Here is a 14,786-nt window from a genome sequence, read left to right as displayed (position 1 = left end):
TTACTTTACGGAGAGTGTTATGAGTTTTCCTGGTGAAACCCGCGTTATCAAACTGTATTCCCCTGTTTCTTTTGAGAACGGTGGCCTGCTCGAACAGGTGACGCTGCGCGAGCCGCTGGTGCGCGACCGCATCGCCTTTTCCAAAGACCGCGGCAGTGAAGAAGAAAAAGAAGCGCGCATGATTGCGTTGCTGTGCAACCTCAGCGAGCAGGATATCTGGCAGCTGACGGCAGCGGATTATGCCCAACTGCTGGACGCGTTTAACGTTTTTATGCTCCCGCCCGGGGAGCGACCGAAAGAAGCCTGATCCGGGCGATACGCTTTCTCGGGCGGCGCCTGCATTTTCCCATGACGGAATACCTGAATATGCCGTTCAGCGTGTTTTCTGATTTTCTTACCGACGAAGTGGAGGCGGTAAATCGTGGCCGGACTAAGCCAGAACCTTAAGGCCGTCATTACGTTTGGCGGCAATATCGACAGCTCATGGAATCGTTCAGCGAACGGCCTGCAAAAGAGCCTGAAGGACGTCGGGAAGCAGTCAGAAAAACTGACCAAAGACCAGGCTAAGCTGGCGGCGGAAATCAAGCGGGCAAAGCTCGCCGGGCAAAGCCTGGGAGACCTTAAGCGGCGGTACAGTGACGTGTCCCGTGAAATCCGTAAAACCGAAGCCGAGCAGCAGAAGCTGAACCAGCAGATGCAGAAGGCACAGCGGCTGGCGGCATTTAAGGGAGCCGGTAAAGGTCTGTTTCGCCGAGGGCTGGGTATCGCCGGTCAGTTGGGCTCTATGGTGGCGCCGGGGCTGGCGATCGGCGGCGGCGGGGTGGTGGCCTCCGCCCTGGGCACCCTGATTGCCCCGGCGGCCACCAACGCGGAGACGGCCCGGCGTGCCGGCGTGGCGAAAAGCTATGGCGTGGACATTCCGACGTTTGATGCCTGGGACACGCTCGCAAAACAGTACGACATGAACGGGGAGAATATCGGCGATCTTTTCGAGGAGTATCTGCACAAGGCGGGGGAGTACAAGCAGAACGGCAAGCAGGGATCGCTGCAGGACGCGTTTGAAACGCTGGGATTTAAGGCGGGGGATTTTGCCGGGCTCAGCGACATGGCGCAGTTTGAGAAAATCGTTGAGCGTGCGCTCAGCCTGCAGGATGAATCGAAAGCCTCGTTTGCGCTGGATTCCCTGTTTGGCGGTGAGGCCAGCAAACTGCTGATGCTGCTGAAGCAGTCCGGGAAGAGTTACCGCGATCTGATGGACGAGCAGCGCCGGTATAACCTGGTCACAAAAGAGGGCGCAGAAGGTGCAATGGAAGGCAACCGCGCCATTACCAACCTGCAGACCGTGTTCTCTTCTGCGGTGGCGGAAATCTCCGGCCAGCTGGGTAACGAGCTGGCACCGGATGTGCGCCGTCTTACTGATGATCTGGCAGAGTGGTTTAAAGGCGGCGGTATCAAACGCATTGTCAGTTTCCTGCGTAATGATCTCTATCCGGGCGTGCTGACGTTCGGGCAGGGAATTGTTTTTGTCGGGAAGGTGGCGTACGCGCTGGCAAAAAAACTGTCCTGGCTGCTGCCGGATGAGCGAAGCGATCAGCGGGACGTGCTCAAATCGCTGGCTATGACCGGCTCGGTCGATATCGCCCGCATGACGGCGCAGCGCAACGGCCAGGGAGAGTGGTTCGAACAGCAGCTGAAGGAAAAACCGGATCTGCCGGACGATGTAAAAAAATCGTACCGTGATACCCGGGGCTTTTTCCGTGATGACGAGGAGGCATTCAACACTACCCTTGATAAGTATCTCACCCCGGAGAACAGCGGCGGACTGTTCGGGACGGACGGGTTAATGAAGCCGGCACAGCCGCAGTCTGTCACTCCCGGTACCGGACCTACGGCATGGGATAATTATCCCCGGACCCTGCTTTCGCCTTTACCGCCAAAAACATCGCAGCAGGTGGTACCGGGCATTACGGAGCAGGATTCACTTCAGCAGGCTACCAGCACAGAGGCTGAAGGTCGCTGGGATATATTGCTGCAGAAGCTGGATTCAGCAGATGCTCCCGCCGCACCCCGACAGCTGACAGACAATCGCCGCTTTGAATACCGGTTTGAAATTCACGGTGCACCCGGGCAGGACGAGCGGGCGATTGCTGATGAGGTCGAGGGTATGACGAAAAGCAGCCCTGCTTTTAATGGTAATAACAGCATGCTGGACGGAGGGCAAATCTGGTGAGTGAAATCATTCCTGTTTTTGAAGATTTCGGGCAGGCCGGTGCCAGCGCGGCGCGTGGTGCCCAGGCCGCCAGGGTGATGATGATGCTGGGCGATTTCGCATTCTCCATCGATACCACGGCGTATAACCAGCTGACCCGTGAGGCCAGCTGGCGATGGAGCGAGCAGGAGCGCATCGGAAAACAGGACCTGCTGCAGTATACCGGCAAGCCAGGGCGAACCGTCCGGCTTGAAGGTGAATCGCATGCCTTCTTCCGTAAGGGGGTGGATGCCGTTAACGATCTCTACGATCTCGCCGACCAGAACAAGCCACAGCAGCTGGTCAGCGGTGAAGGGGATGTACTGGGCTGGTGGGTGGTGATCGACTTCTCCGACACGACAAACCGTTTCCTGCCCGGTGGTGGCCACCGAAATAAAAACTGGACGATGACGCTGAAACATTATGCCGACGACATATCAAACCCGTGATGGTGATGTGCTGGATGCAGTCTGCGCTTTGCATTACGGCACGGAAAACCTGTCTTATATCGTGACGCAGGTGCTTGAAGCGAATCCGGGGCTGGCTGATGCTGGCGCGGTTTATCCGTCTGGTCTGTTTATAACCCTGCCGGATCTGGCCCCGCCGGTTCAGGACTCCGCCTTCAGCCTGTGGGATTAATATGACTGAACAGATTGTGAAACCGGAATACGTGCCGGCGTTCAGCGTCACCGCGGAGGGTAAGGATATCACCCGCGCGCTGCAGCAGAGCCTGGCAGAGATGACGCTGACCGATTACGGCGGCGCCACGGCAAAAGCGGATGAGCTGAAAATCACGTTGCTCTCAGAAACCCTCCCCTTGCCGACAAAAGGCGCGCGGCTACGCGTGGCACTGGGCTTCAACGACCAGCTGGTGGATAAAGGCTGGTTTGTGGTGTCCGGCGTCGGCAGCAGCGGTCCGCCGCGGCGTATCGAGATTTATGCCACGGCCGCGCCCATGAATGCGCAAAAACAGCCCGGCGATGTGCTCAGCCAGAAAACACGCAGCTGGGATAATCTTCGGCTGGCGGATCTGGTTAAAACCGTGGCCACCGAAAACGGTCTGGTACCAAAAGTGGCCACGGAACTTGCGAATATCCATATTGACCATGTTGATCAGGTTGCGGAGTCTGACGCCAACCTGCTGACCCGACTGGCCCGGACCTGGAACGCGGTCAGTAAACCTTCCGGCGGATACTGGCTTTTTCTCAGGCAGGGCGCAACGGCTAACGCCTCAGGTGACCAGACCGGGGAAATGGTTATCACCCCGGAGGAAGTCTCAAACTGGTCATACAGTGAGGGCGAGCGGGGGAGTTCGACGGGGAAAGCCACCGGCAGCAGCGGTAAGTCATCAGGAAAAATCGGTGTGCGTTATTACGATGAAGCGGACGGGAAGACCAAAACCACTACGGTTGACCATGACGGCCCCTCGATGGCGAATCCCTATACCCAGCCCGCAAAGGCCACTGCCGACCAGCACGCCAAATCGAAAAAAACGCAGGCCCGGCGCAATGAGCAGAAAATGACGGTGACGGGACCGTGCCGCCCGAAACATGTCCCGCTTACGGCAGAATCCGGCGTTTCCACGTCCGGCTTTGGCGAGCGGGAAGATCGTGCCTGGGTGGTGGAATCGCTGGTCTATTCCCTGACGCCTGCCGGATTCAGCTACACGTACAACCTGGTGGTTGATATCCGCAAGCCTGCGAAATCCTCTAAAAAATCCGGCAGCAAGGATAAAACCGGCCCGGATTATTTCGGTTAACTCTCCGCCCCTGGCGATCCACATACGGAAAAACATTATGAATGGTGTAAACAGCCGGACCGGTAAACGCCTGTCCGGCAGCGATCATTTGCGCCAGTCCGTCAGCGATATCCTCTCCACGCCGCTCGGCAGCCGTGTGCTGGTTCGTGATTATGGCAGTGACCTGTTTTCGCTGGTGGACAACCCTCGCGACGATCTCACCCGACTGCGGATTATCGCGGCCACGGCCTCAGCGCTGGCGCGCTGGGAGCCACGGTTGCGGGTCACGCGTGTAATGGTCACTTTCCCGGCCGATGAAACAGGATGTGTCGTTGATATCGAGGGGATCAACAAAGAGAATAATCTTCCCGTGAGCACCGGAGGAATACAGATTTATGGCAAGTAGTTACGACGTAATTAACCTGTCCGCGCTGGCGGTACCGGATGCCATTGTGGTACCGGATGCCGCCGATATTTTTACCCGCTGGCTGGCGCGTCTGCGCGAACTGGATCCGGAATTCGACGCTCTGGTTGAATCAGACCCGGCGTATAAACAGGGGGAAATCAACGCCTACCAGCTCACCCTGGCGTTTCAGCGTGTCAATGATGCAGTACGCGCTGTTTTCCTTGCCAGCGCCAGAGGAGCCGATCTTGACCAGATAGGTGCGGGTTTTAATGTTTCGCGCCTGGTGATAAATCCCGGCGACCCGGATGCCGTGCCACCCGTCGATCCTGTCTATGAAGACGATGACGCTTTCCGTGAGCGTATCCAGCTTTCGTGGGCGCAGCTGAACACGGCAGGAGCGCGCAACGCATACCGCTTTCATGCCAAATCCGCGGATAACGATGTGCTGGATGCGGATGCCTATGGTCCGGAAACGCACAACCGCCCGGGTGAAGTGGATGTCTATGTCCTGTCGCGAACCGGTAATGGTGAGGCCAGCCCCGGCCTGACGGAAAAGGTGATGAGCGAACTAAGCGCCGATGAGGTCAGGCCTCTGACTGATTATGTCAGTGTCAAAAGCGCCACCATTGTCAGTTATGCGGTAACAGCTGAACTGGACATACCCGACGGACCGGATGCGCAGACGGTGCTGGAGCATGCCATCAGCACGCTGACCAGCTACACCCTGCTTTCACATCGCATAAACGGCCTCGTGCCGCTTTCCGCGATTTACGCTGCACTCCAGCAGCCCGGTGTTTCCAGAGTCAGGCTGATAAGTCCGGTCGCAGATCTTGAAGCGGCCGCCGGGCAGGCTCCCTGGTGTAGTGCGATAAACGTAACCCGCAAAGGAGGCTCCGTTGGATAAATTTCGTTCCCTGCTACCGCCCTCCGCCATTCAGCCTGAGCGGGCGCAGGAGCAGGCCAGCTCGGAGCAGATCACCGCACTGGATACGGGCATTGTGCGCAAGGTGAAAGACCCCGATACCTGCCCGGCGCACTTGCTGCCCTGGCTCGCATGGGAGTTTGCGGTTGATTCCTGGGAAGACGCCTGGACTGAGGCTGAAAAGCGGCAGGTGTTAAAAGATGCCGCCTATGTCCATCAGCATCGCGGTACTGCCGGCGCTGTCAGGCGGTCACTGAGCGCTGTCAGTCTCCCTACGACCGTGGTGGAGTGGTGGGAGGATCAGCCGCGTAAGGCTCCCTACACCTTCCGCGTTGAGGTTTACAGCCTTCAGGAAGTTGATGACGCTTTGTATCAGCGTATCCGGCGGAAAGTCGATAAAGCGAAGAACCTGAGGAGTCTGTTGACCTCCATTGACGTGATTGCCGACCTGGGCGCAAAGGGAACTTATTATACCGGCGGTGCTGTTACCGCCTGGATTGATGTCGATATTGAGGCAGGAGTTTAGCCATGGCTGAGAAATATTACAGTATTCTGACCAACAGAGGTAAAGAGCTGGAGGCGCAGTCTTCTGCGACCGGGAAACCCGTCATTATTAAAGACTTTGTGGTGGGTGACGGTAACGGCCAGCCCGTAACACCTGATCCGGCATTAACCGCCCTGATCCATGAGGTGTATCGTTCGGGAATTTCAGCGTTGCAGGTCTCGCCGGACCAGGCGAATCAGTTTATTGCGCAGCTGGTACTGCCTCCCGATGTGGGGGGCTTTGTTGTTCGTGAGGTCGGGCTGTTAACCGATGCCGGCGAACTGTATGCCGTGGCGAACTGTGCAGCAATTGAGAAGCCGGTAAGTGGTATCAGTGTAACGCTCCAGTTTCGCCTCGCCGTGTCAGAAACGGCGGATATCGAACTGAAGGTGGCAACAGGTGATGGGCTGTTCCTTCGCCAGGATGCGAACCTGGGCGATGTGAAGGACGCCGCTGAATCACGGAAAAATATTGGGCTGAAAGGGGCCGCTGTACTGGATGTTGGTACAGCAGCGAACACAGTCGCCGCCGGGGATGACAGCCGTATCGTTAATGCGTTGCAGAAAGGAAATGACCTTTCAGATGTTGTCGATAAAAGGCAGGCACGCGTAAATCTGGAACTGAAGTCCGGAGCTACCGCCGACGTTCAGACATCCAAAGATGACGTAACCGCAGGGCGTCTGGTCGCAAACGGCGGCGCGCTGGCGCTGCGAACGGTATCCGCCAGAGCGGGTACGGCAATCCCCGATGCCAGCGCCCTCCCGGCTAACTCCGTGAGCTTCTGTTATGGAGATGCAGCTTATTCACCGGGCTATGAGGCCACTATTCTTGATGTTGGTGGGCTGAGCGGGAATTACAGGGTGCAGTATGCCGCATCTTACGCTGACGGCGGGAAACGGCTGAAATTCCGAACTTTAAATGGCGACACTGGATACTGGGGGAGCTGGCAGGAGATTTATCATACCGGCAAGAAACCGACCGCATCTGAAGTTGGTGCCGTTTCTGCAAATGGAGGGAATTATAACGCTACATTCAGGTTGGGAAGAGTTGAAACGTTACCATCTGAATCGAACATGTCAGCATTATATAATACCCAAGCTGGTGCTGGTGGGGTTGTATCTGGTGTGGAGTTCAACTGGTATGGTCAAAAATTTACTGTTGGGATTACTCGTGACGGTGGAACTGGTACAAACGGTTTAGTATTCCAGCACAATGGATTTACCCGATTAACAATTGATAAAGATGGTAATTTAATATCTGTCGGAGCGGTATCTTCAGGTGGGGCAATTGTTGCCGGGGCAGGGCTATACGATACACCAGGGGTAAGAGCTTATTCATCTAATAACCCACCTCCCCAACAGGATCTAAGTCCTTATGCAAAAAGAGATGCTATCACAACGGTAGGTCTTGAAGCTAATAACCCTGTTGCGCCCTATATGCGACAAGAATCTACTGGAGCGATTGTTTATCTTGCTCAAAGAGACTGGGTAAATAGTAACTTTGCAACGCAAGCATGGACTGTAGCTAATTTTATGCAAGGGGGGATCAGGCTGGCTTCTTTAGGAAGCGCAAACAATGGTAATAACGATAATGAATATGCATATGCTCCGAATGGTGCGGTTGTTACCGCCGTACAGCAAAGAACAAACTACACAGCGGTGCAATATCGCTATGTACAATATAACATTGGTGGGAATTGGTACACAGCATGGGTGGCGTAATGACAAGGCAATCAGGTGTATTTAAACAGTACAATCCATTAGAAAAATGGAGTCGATATACTGCAGAAGAAGTCGCTGGGCTTACACGAGAGGAATTAGAATTATATTACATTGCAATAACTCCAGAAACGAATATTATTTTTCTGAAAGATGAAAATGGCAATGACTGGTACCAGTGGCTTAAAACGCTTTCAAAAGAAACGCTAAAAATATCGTTTAATCCAGATACAAAAGAAATTGTCCATTTTTCTTATGATGCAAGTGCTATTTTCCCGCTTAACCAGATCGTCATTGAGATCGCGCCGGAGAATGTACCGGATGAATTTACCGATGCGGGAGAGAATGCTTTAGGTGGAGCCTTTATTTTTAAAGATGGGGAAATTATTGCTGCTCCCGTTGATCATGTGGCAGAAGCACGGAGTAAAAAACAGGAGCTTCTTACACAAGCAAATAATGTGATTTCCACGCTACAGGATGCCGTTGACCTAAAGATGTCTACAGAGGAAGAAAATTCAAGCCTGGTAGAGTGGAAAAGATATAGAGTGCTTTTGAACAGGGTTGACCAAAACAAACCTGACTGGCCGCTTAAACCAACCCAATAAAACAATGCTACTTTTTTCTAAAACGTACAATGGTATTTAGGTAAAAAGGCAAAATTAATATTTGAGCTTGACGTGATGTTTTGAAATGTTTAATAAATGTCAATAATGCACGGCGTAGAGCTTTCTGTTCTGCAGTGGGAAGTTTTACGCCTTTATTTCTCACCAGCATGTATTTTATGAGGTTGAATGTTCTTTGAATTGTAGGGAAAAGGACTTTTTTTAGCTCAGTATCATCTTTAGCCATTAGCGAGAGTGATTGAGCAGCATATACTAAATCATTCAAATCTTTTTGTCTGAATGTTTGTGTTATGCTTTTGTGATGATAACGATACCAAACCAAAGATTTGTTGATTCCATATATTACTTTGCTATGTAAATACATGGCTGGGATTGTACTCATATCTTCATAAAGTCGACCAGTTGGAAATCTAATATTGAATTTGCGGAAGAGAGTTGCTTTGTAGACCCTTGCCCAAGGATACCATTTACTTTTTTTGAAAGCTGGAGTGAGATCAGTTATGGATTGTATCACCACTTCCCCTTCAAAAACGGAGCAGTCAATATGTTCCACAATACTAGATGAGCTTCCTTCAAATTGTTCAGCGTTAAATTCAATGATGTCAATGGATGAATTATTAATTAGAGGAGGTATTTCTTTCCAGAAATCAGGATCGAAATAATCATCAGAATCTAAAAATGAAATATATTCACCTTTGGATGCGTTGATGCCAGTATTTCTGGCAGCGGAAAGACCGCCGTTGTCTTGATGAATTACCGTTATGTTTTTGCCTTTGTAATTCTTGACCGTATTTTCAATGATATCTGAGCTGTCATCGGTAGAACCATCATTTACAATCACAAGCTCTATTGAATTAGACATGAATGGAAGGACTGATAGAAGGCTCTCAGCAATGTAATCACGTGAATTATAACAAGGTACTATTACGCTTAATTTTATATTGCTCATTCTATTCGATTGTCCTGTATCACACATTTTTTCTAAAATTTCCTTTCTGGTACGGCTTAATGCTAACTGAGCAGCCACACTATATGCAACAGCGGGCTGCCTTGAGTTGCTTAGAGCTGAATCCATCTATCACGTGCTTTTCGAGCTATCGCGATCATTTCCTGAATCTGACCCAAAGTAAACTTCTCAGCTTCATCGCATGGCATCACCACATAGCCGGAACGGATAACATGTTCCAGACACGAATCTGGGTTCATGATTACTTCACCGGGCACAAGAGGGTGGCAGGCCACGGGCAGGCCGTTTTCGAAATAGGTGATTACTGCATAATTCCCCGGAAAGGTGGGGCTGGAGGCCTGCTGTTTTAACTGTCTTTCGCATTCGATGAAGTAGCGGCGAATCTGTCTGCCTTTATCGTTTCGTTCAACCATAGCCAGTTCTTTGGCGGTGTCGAGTGTGAGATGGTAATCCTTGCGGTTGTGGCCACCTCGTCCAGAATTTTGCTTTCCAGTATTGGAAAGCAAAACGTAGTCTTGATTTTCAATGAAGCCATAATCGGCAATGCGATCTTTTATCCAGGCTGCAAAAATTTTTCCTACTGATAAGAACGCATGAAGATCACGTGCTTCACAGAGAAGGGTTGTTTCATCGGCAATCTTGCCGTTAAAGAGGGGTATAAGCTGAGTGGTCATAGTGACGTCCTCATGTTGGATGAAATTTATCACCACTAACGACGCCAATCATTGGGTGGTGAACTGTGCAGGGTTGGCGTAACCGGTCCAACGTCCGGCGCTTCCGAAGAAGCCCCCACACAGCCCACCATAAATTCAGATATAGCTGTGCTTAGCGCATAAAAAAACCGCTAACGCGGTTGTGCGCTGTTGGAAATTCCGGGACGCCAATCCCGACACCAGATTTTGCTGGTGCAAGGCGAGTATGGGAAAAAAACATTTTTATGTCAACGTCGGTTAAAAACGTTCTCAATAGCCAGTGCAAAAATGCCACGAAAAAGAGTCGATTTTGGGGGCAAATTTGGGGGCAAAACTGCTCTGGGGGCAAGATTTGGGGCGATAAAATGACCATTATTGTCCGATAATGTCCGCACTGTAATTATTGTAAGTCACTGATAGTTAGATAAGTTATTGTTTAGGCGGTAGTTGCGATTTTCGCTATGCAGTCTAACGCTGATTATGTTGTTGTGGGGATAAACATTGAGTAAACCGGGGAAAAGCATCCCCCTTTTCGGGCGAAAAGGGGGAGAGGGGCGTTACTTCAGTTCGTCGACCATAGTGATGGCGCGGCCAATGTAGTTCGCCGGTGTCATCGCCTTCAGGCGCGTTTTCTCTTCTTCCGGCAGCGCCAGACCGTCGATAAACTGCTTCATGCCTTCGGCGTCAACGCGTTTTCCGCGGGTTAGCTCTTTCAGCTTCTCGTACGGTTTTTCGATACCGTAACGGCGCATCACGGTCTGGATTGGCTCCGCCAGCACTTCCCAGTTGTGGTCCAGCTCGTCCAGCAGACGGTCACGGTTCACTTCCAGTTTGCTCACGCCTTTCAGGGTGGACTGGTACGCGATCAGCGCGTAGCCAATGCCCACGCCCAGGTTACGCAGTACGGTGGAGTCGGTCAGGTCGCGCTGCCAGCGGGATACCGGCAGTTTGCTCGCCATATGCTGCAGCACGGCGTTCGCCAGTCCCAGGTTGCCTTCGGAGTTTTCGAAGTCGATTGGGTTTACCTTGTGCGGCATGGTGGAAGAGCCGATTTCACCGGCGATGGTTTTCTGCTTGAAGTGGTTCAGGGCGATGTAGCCCCACACGTCACGATCGAAGTCGATCAGGATGGTGTTGAAGCGGGCGATGCAGTCAAACAGTTCCGCGATGTAGTCATGCGGCTCGATCTGGGTGGTGTATGGGTTCCACTGAATGCCCAGAGATGTCACGAACTCTTCGCTGAACTGGTGCCAGTCCACTTCCGGATAGGCGGCGATGTGGGCGTTATAGTTGCCAACGGCACCGTTGATTTTGCCGAGGATCTCAACCTGCTCCAGCTGACGGTACTGGCGCTCCATGCGGTACGCGACGTTCGCCATCTCTTTACCCATCGTGGATGGGGTGGCTGGCTGGCCGTGGGTACGGGAGAGCAGCGGAATGTCGCGGTATTCCACGGACAGCGCTTTTACCGCGTCGATGATTTTACGCCAGTAAGGCAGCACCACCTCTTTACGCGCGGTGGAGAGCATCAGCGCGTGAGAGAGGTTGTTGATGTCTTCAGAGGTACAGGCGAAGTGAATGAACTCAGACACGGCGTGCAGCGCAGGGACGCTTTCCACTTTCTCTTTCAGGAAGTACTCAACCGCTTTCACGTCGTGGTTGGTGGTGCGTTCGATGGTTTTAATGCGCGCGGCGTCTTGTTCGCTAAACTCGGCAACGATTTTATCAAGGTAATCGTTTGCCTTTTCGTCAAAAGCAGGAACTTCCTTGATTGCTGCCTGGGCGGCCAGCTTTTGCAGCCAGCGTACTTCAACCTGAACACGGAACTTCAGCAAACCATATTCGCTGAAGATCCCGCGCAGCGCGCTGACTTTATCGCCGTAGCGTCCATCGACAGGGGATACGGCGGTCAGTGAGGATAATTCCATAATTCGCAACTCCGGGAGGTTAACAATGAGCAAGAATTTGTTTTGCCTGAGTGGTCAGGCGATTACGAGAAAACATTAACTGCAGGCGGCCACCGCCCACCTGGTGCCACAGCACGGCGGCGCGGATACCTGCCAGCAGGGACGCGCGCACTTTCGCCTGTACCTGCGGACTTTGCAGCACGGCAGGGGATCCGGTGACCTGAATACGCGGGCCCAGCGGGCTGATGACGTCAACATAAATGCCGGCCATAGCGCTCAGCAGCGTTTCCGACTGCAGGTCAAAATGGTCGAGCTGACGCTGCAGCCCGGCAATGCGATCGCCCAGCGTATTCATTGCGCCTTTTGCGGCGTTCAGCTTACGTTCCAGCACCATCAGGCTCAACGTGTAGCGGGTCAGCTCCGCGTTTAATCCCTGACGGCTGCTGGCGTTAAGCACGCCCAGCAGAGTTTCAAGACCGAGACGAAGATTGGTTTCACTGCCGCCGAACACGCCCAGGGTCGAGCCGGGGTTGAGATCGATAACGCTGTTCAGCGAAACGTGCAGGGCGTCAGCGTCGCAATGACCCTGATGCGCCAGCTGTTGCACCAGACGGGCTGACTGGCAAATTCCCGCCAGCGCCAGGGTGATGTCATAGTAGTTCTTCGCCACACGGTCTCCTTTATGTGTGAATCGTATTAAACAGCAGGCAGCGGCAGGCGCTGTTCAATGATCCCGCCGCCCAGACAGATTTCGCCGCTGTAGAAGACAGCAGACTGACCCGGGGTGACGGCGGCGACCGGCTCGTCGAAACGCACGTCAATGCGATCGTCATCGAGCGCGGTAATGGTGCATGGAATATCGGTCTGACGGTAGCGGGTTTTCACCGTGCAGCGCAGCGTGCCTTTCAGCGGCTCACGATCGACCCAGTGCAGCTGCTGCGCAATAAGTCCAACGGACATCAGACGCGGATGATCGTGTCCCTGGGCAACAACCAGAATATTGTTTTCGACGTCTTTGTCGACAACATACCATGGATCTTCGCTACCTTCTTTGGTCCCGCCAATACCCAGGCCTTTACGCTGGCCGAGCGTGTGGTACATCAGCCCCTGATGCTGGCCAATCTCTTCCCCGTCGACGGTGACAATTTTACCCGGCTGAGCAGGCAGGTAACGTCCCAGGAAATCGCGGAATTTGCGCTCGCCGATGAAGCAGATGCCGGTAGAGTCTTTTTTCTTCGCGGTGATCAGATCCAGCTCTTCGGCGATTTTACGTACCTGCGGCTTTTCCAGCTCGCCGACCGGGAACAGGCTCTGGGCGATTTGCTCGTGGCTCAGCGTATAGAGGAAATAGCTTTGATCTTTGTTGCCGTCCAGACCGCGCAGCAGCTGGCTTTTGCCATTCACGTCTGCACGGCGCACGTAGTGACCGGTCGCAATATAGTCTGCGCCCAAATCTTCTGCGGCGAATTCCAGGAAGGCCTTAAATTTGATCTCTTTGTTGCACAGAATATCCGGGTTCGGCGTGCGGCCCGCTTTGTACTCTTCGAGGAAGAGTTCAAAAACGTTATCCCAGTATTCTGCGGCAAAGTTAACGGTGTGCAGCTCAATGCCGAGCTTATCGCATACGGCCTGCGCGTCGGCGAGATCCGCTGCGGCGGTGCAGTATTCCTCGCCATCATCTTCCTCCCAGTTCTTCATGAACAGGCCCTCCACCTTATAGCCCTGTTGCTGTAACAGGTAGGCGGAAACGGAGGAATCGACACCGCCGGACATGCCGACGATCACTTTTTTCTGGCTGTTATCTGACATGGAATACTCACGACATTGAACTTCAAGGCGGCGTATTCTATCACGCCCCCCCACCATTGGCACCCTCTGTAAACGGCCAGTTAAATGCGCCGATAACATCCAGCGGCAGGCGTGCGCCTGACTGCCAGCAGCGAATGCTTTCCGCAACCAGCGGCGAGCGCAGGTTTGGCGCGTTCAGGATCTCGTCGGCAGTGACCCACAGACAGCGGTCGATATCGTCGTCCTGCGGCTCTGTGGCGCACGTTTCGCTAAGCTCAACGGCGAATAAAAAGCGCAGGAAGGGCGCGTGGTCAGGTGCGATCCACTGATGCATGCGGATGAGGTGCTGAGGCTCAGCGTGAATGCCGGTCTCTTCCCACAGCTCGCGTTTCGCTGCCTGCAGCAGGGTCTCATTGGCTTCAAGGTGTCCGGCAGGCTGGTTCCACAGCGCTTTGCCGTTAATGCTCTCTTCGACAACAAGGAATTTACCCCGGGCGTGGACCACGCAGGCAACCGTGACATGAGGTTTAAACATAGTGACTCCTTAAGGGGTAACGTCGCGCCATTCGCCGTTTGCCAGCGTTTCCAGGGTGTAGCTGCCCATGGCGTAGCGAATCAGACGCAGGGTAGGGAAGCCGACGTGTGCGGTCATGCGCCGAACCTGGCGGTTGCGGCCTTCATAAAGGGTTATTTTGAGCCAGCTTGTTGGAATGGATTTGCGTTCGCGAATCGGCGGGTTGCGCGGCCAAAGCCACTCCGGTTCATTCACGCGTTCAATACCCGCCGGCAGGGTTGGGCCGTCGTTCAACGTCACGCCGCTGCGTAGCGCTGCCAGCGTCGCGTCATCCGGCTCGCCTTCCACCTGGACGAAGTAAATTTTGCCGGTGCGTTTGCCCGGCTGCGTGAGCTTCGCCTGCAATGCGCCGTCGTTGGTTAAGACCAGAAGGCCTTCGCTGTCGCGGTCCAGGCGCCCGGCCGCGTAGACGCCCTGAACAGGGATATAATCCTTCAGCGTGCTGCGTCCGGCTTCATCGGTAAACTGAGGCAAAACATCGTAGGGTTTATTGAACAAAATAACCCGCTTCGGCTGGGTTTCCTGCGGTCTTCTGGCGGCTTGTCGCGAGCTGAATCGCTCAACCCGGTGTTTTGTAAAAGAAGTTTTCTTCATGGTATTTTCAGGCGTTATCAATTGCCGCATTATAGCCTAATAACGAAGACCTTTCATGGCGCAGG

Annotated in this window: 17 protein-coding genes; 10 read left to right on the top strand and 7 right to left on the bottom strand. The window is 53.5% G+C overall.

Annotated elements, in window-relative coordinates; translation table 11 throughout:
* The first annotated feature begins 19 nt into the window (after nucleotides 1–19).
* The 10 genes from ADJ24_RS00360 to ADJ24_RS00315 all read left to right on the top strand — a co-directional run bounded on the left by ADJ24_RS00360 (nucleotide 20) and on the right by ADJ24_RS00315 (nucleotide 8,181).
* On the top strand, nucleotides 20–307 hold the full coding sequence (locus tag ADJ24_RS00360; RefSeq protein WP_023311221.1) for a phage tail assembly protein: 288 nt from the start codon (nucleotides 20–22) through the stop codon (nucleotides 305–307).
* Between the two features lie 114 nt (nucleotides 308–421).
* Nucleotides 422–2,230: a hypothetical protein gene (locus ADJ24_RS00355; protein ID WP_048701716.1), complete on the top strand. Its 1,809-nt coding sequence runs from the start codon at nucleotides 422–424 to the stop codon at nucleotides 2,228–2,230.
* A gap of 5 nt (nucleotides 2,231–2,235) precedes the next feature.
* Entirely contained in the window at nucleotides 2,236–2,697 is a 462-nt protein-coding gene (locus ADJ24_RS00350; RefSeq protein WP_369700818.1) for a phage tail protein, read from the top strand.
* Nucleotides 2,672–2,887, top strand: a complete 216-nt coding sequence (locus tag ADJ24_RS00345) for a tail protein X (RefSeq protein WP_048701713.1) — start codon at nucleotides 2,672–2,674, stop codon at nucleotides 2,885–2,887. Before ADJ24_RS00350 ends, ADJ24_RS00345 begins: the two co-directional genes overlap by 26 nt.
* Nucleotide 2,888: 1 nt before the next feature.
* Nucleotides 2,889–4,007 carry a contractile injection system protein, VgrG/Pvc8 family gene (locus tag ADJ24_RS00340; RefSeq protein ID WP_048701711.1) on the top strand — a complete coding sequence of 373 codons (1,119 nt, stop codon included), beginning with the start codon at nucleotides 2,889–2,891 and terminating at the stop codon, nucleotides 4,005–4,007.
* Between the two features lie 37 nt (nucleotides 4,008–4,044).
* The gene (locus ADJ24_RS00335; protein ID WP_048701710.1) at nucleotides 4,045–4,392 is read left to right on the top strand and encodes a GPW/gp25 family protein; all 348 of its coding nucleotides are present in this window, start codon (nucleotides 4,045–4,047) and stop codon (nucleotides 4,390–4,392) included.
* Complete coding sequence (locus ADJ24_RS00330) at nucleotides 4,382–5,296, top strand: baseplate assembly protein (protein WP_048701708.1); 915 nt, start codon at nucleotides 4,382–4,384, stop codon at nucleotides 5,294–5,296. The genes ADJ24_RS00335 and ADJ24_RS00330 overlap by 11 nt, the downstream gene beginning before the upstream one ends.
* Entirely contained in the window at nucleotides 5,289–5,840 is a 552-nt protein-coding gene (locus tag ADJ24_RS00325; protein ID WP_048701706.1) for a phage tail protein I, read from the top strand. The genes ADJ24_RS00330 and ADJ24_RS00325 overlap by 8 nt, the downstream gene beginning before the upstream one ends.
* Nucleotides 5,841–5,842: 2 nt before the next feature.
* A complete protein-coding gene (locus ADJ24_RS23345) occupies nucleotides 5,843–7,579 on the top strand; it encodes a phage tail protein (RefSeq protein WP_053085149.1) in 1,737 nt (578 codons plus the stop codon).
* Nucleotides 7,567–8,181 (top strand): tail fiber assembly protein, encoded by a 615-nt coding sequence (locus ADJ24_RS00315; protein ID WP_233424614.1) that lies wholly within the window; start codon nucleotides 7,567–7,569, stop codon nucleotides 8,179–8,181. Before ADJ24_RS23345 ends, ADJ24_RS00315 begins: the two co-directional genes overlap by 13 nt.
* A 7-nt stretch (nucleotides 8,182–8,188) precedes the next feature.
* Here ADJ24_RS00315 and ADJ24_RS00310 read toward each other — a convergent pair whose 3' ends face one another.
* The 7 genes from ADJ24_RS00310 to rluE form a co-directional block, all read right to left on the bottom strand.
* Nucleotides 8,189–9,274: a glycosyltransferase family 2 protein gene (locus ADJ24_RS00310; RefSeq protein ID WP_080472242.1), complete on the bottom strand. Its 1,086-nt coding sequence runs from the start codon at nucleotides 9,272–9,274 to the stop codon at nucleotides 8,189–8,191.
* The gene (locus tag ADJ24_RS00305; RefSeq protein WP_048701698.1) at nucleotides 9,259–9,840 is read right to left on the bottom strand and encodes an antA/AntB antirepressor family protein; all 582 of its coding nucleotides are present in this window, start codon (nucleotides 9,838–9,840) and stop codon (nucleotides 9,259–9,261) included. The genes ADJ24_RS00310 and ADJ24_RS00305 overlap by 16 nt, the downstream gene beginning before the upstream one ends.
* Nucleotides 9,841–10,415: 575 nt before the next feature.
* A complete protein-coding gene (gene purB / locus ADJ24_RS00300) occupies nucleotides 10,416–11,786 on the bottom strand; it encodes an adenylosuccinate lyase (protein WP_008500757.1) in 1,371 nt (456 codons plus the stop codon).
* 19 nt (nucleotides 11,787–11,805) lie between these two features.
* Nucleotides 11,806–12,435, bottom strand: a complete 630-nt coding sequence (gene hflD / locus ADJ24_RS00295) for a high frequency lysogenization protein HflD (protein ID WP_023311236.1) — start codon at nucleotides 12,433–12,435, stop codon at nucleotides 11,806–11,808.
* 26 nt (nucleotides 12,436–12,461) lie between these two features.
* Nucleotides 12,462–13,574: a tRNA 2-thiouridine(34) synthase MnmA gene (gene mnmA, locus ADJ24_RS00290; protein WP_032657963.1), complete on the bottom strand. Its 1,113-nt coding sequence runs from the start codon at nucleotides 13,572–13,574 to the stop codon at nucleotides 12,462–12,464.
* A 40-nt stretch (nucleotides 13,575–13,614) separates the two neighbouring features.
* Entirely contained in the window at nucleotides 13,615–14,088 is a 474-nt protein-coding gene (locus ADJ24_RS00285; protein WP_023311238.1) for an NUDIX hydrolase, read from the bottom strand.
* Between the two features lie 9 nt (nucleotides 14,089–14,097).
* Nucleotides 14,098–14,751: a 23S rRNA pseudouridine(2457) synthase RluE gene (gene rluE, locus ADJ24_RS00280; RefSeq protein ID WP_023311239.1), complete on the bottom strand. Its 654-nt coding sequence runs from the start codon at nucleotides 14,749–14,751 to the stop codon at nucleotides 14,098–14,100.
* Between the last annotated feature and the right edge of the window lie 35 nt (nucleotides 14,752–14,786).

Source organism: Enterobacter sp. 940_PEND (genome assembly GCF_001059415.1).
GTDB classification, from domain to species: Bacteria; Pseudomonadota; Gammaproteobacteria; order Enterobacterales; family Enterobacteriaceae; genus Enterobacter; species Enterobacter cloacae_M.
The sequence above is the reverse complement of the archived record's forward strand: the minus strand, read 5'-3'. Positions and strand labels throughout refer to the sequence as shown.

Excerpts from the sequence above, each read along its gene's own strand:
- ADJ24_RS00360 (WP_023311221.1), top strand. The coding sequence starts at position 20 with ATGAGTTTTCCTGGTGAAACCCGCGTTATCAAACTGTATTCCCCTGTT.
- ADJ24_RS00345 (WP_048701713.1), top strand. The coding sequence starts at position 2,672 with ATGCCGACGACATATCAAACCCGTGATGGTGATGTGCTGGATGCAGTC.
- ADJ24_RS00340 (WP_048701711.1), top strand. The coding sequence starts at position 2,889 with ATGACTGAACAGATTGTGAAACCGGAATACGTGCCGGCGTTCAGCGTC.
- ADJ24_RS00335 (WP_048701710.1), top strand. The coding sequence starts at position 4,045 with ATGAATGGTGTAAACAGCCGGACCGGTAAACGCCTGTCCGGCAGCGAT.
- ADJ24_RS00330 (WP_048701708.1), top strand. The coding sequence starts at position 4,382 with ATGGCAAGTAGTTACGACGTAATTAACCTGTCCGCGCTGGCGGTACCG.
- ADJ24_RS23345 (WP_053085149.1), top strand. The coding sequence starts at position 5,843 with ATGGCTGAGAAATATTACAGTATTCTGACCAACAGAGGTAAAGAGCTG.
- ADJ24_RS00315 (WP_233424614.1), top strand. The coding sequence starts at position 7,567 with ATGGGTGGCGTAATGACAAGGCAATCAGGTGTATTTAAACAGTACAAT.
- ADJ24_RS00310 (WP_080472242.1), bottom strand. The coding sequence starts at position 9,274 with ATGGATTCAGCTCTAAGCAACTCAAGGCAGCCCGCTGTTGCATATAGT.
- ADJ24_RS00305 (WP_048701698.1), bottom strand. The coding sequence starts at position 9,840 with ATGACCACTCAGCTTATACCCCTCTTTAACGGCAAGATTGCCGATGAA.
- purB (WP_008500757.1), bottom strand. The coding sequence starts at position 11,786 with ATGGAATTATCCTCACTGACCGCCGTATCCCCTGTCGATGGACGCTAC.
- mnmA (WP_032657963.1), bottom strand. The coding sequence starts at position 13,574 with ATGTCAGATAACAGCCAGAAAAAAGTGATCGTCGGCATGTCCGGCGGT.
- ADJ24_RS00285 (WP_023311238.1), bottom strand. The coding sequence starts at position 14,088 with ATGTTTAAACCTCATGTCACGGTTGCCTGCGTGGTCCACGCCCGGGGT.
- rluE (WP_023311239.1), bottom strand. The coding sequence starts at position 14,751 with ATGCGGCAATTGATAACGCCTGAAAATACCATGAAGAAAACTTCTTTT.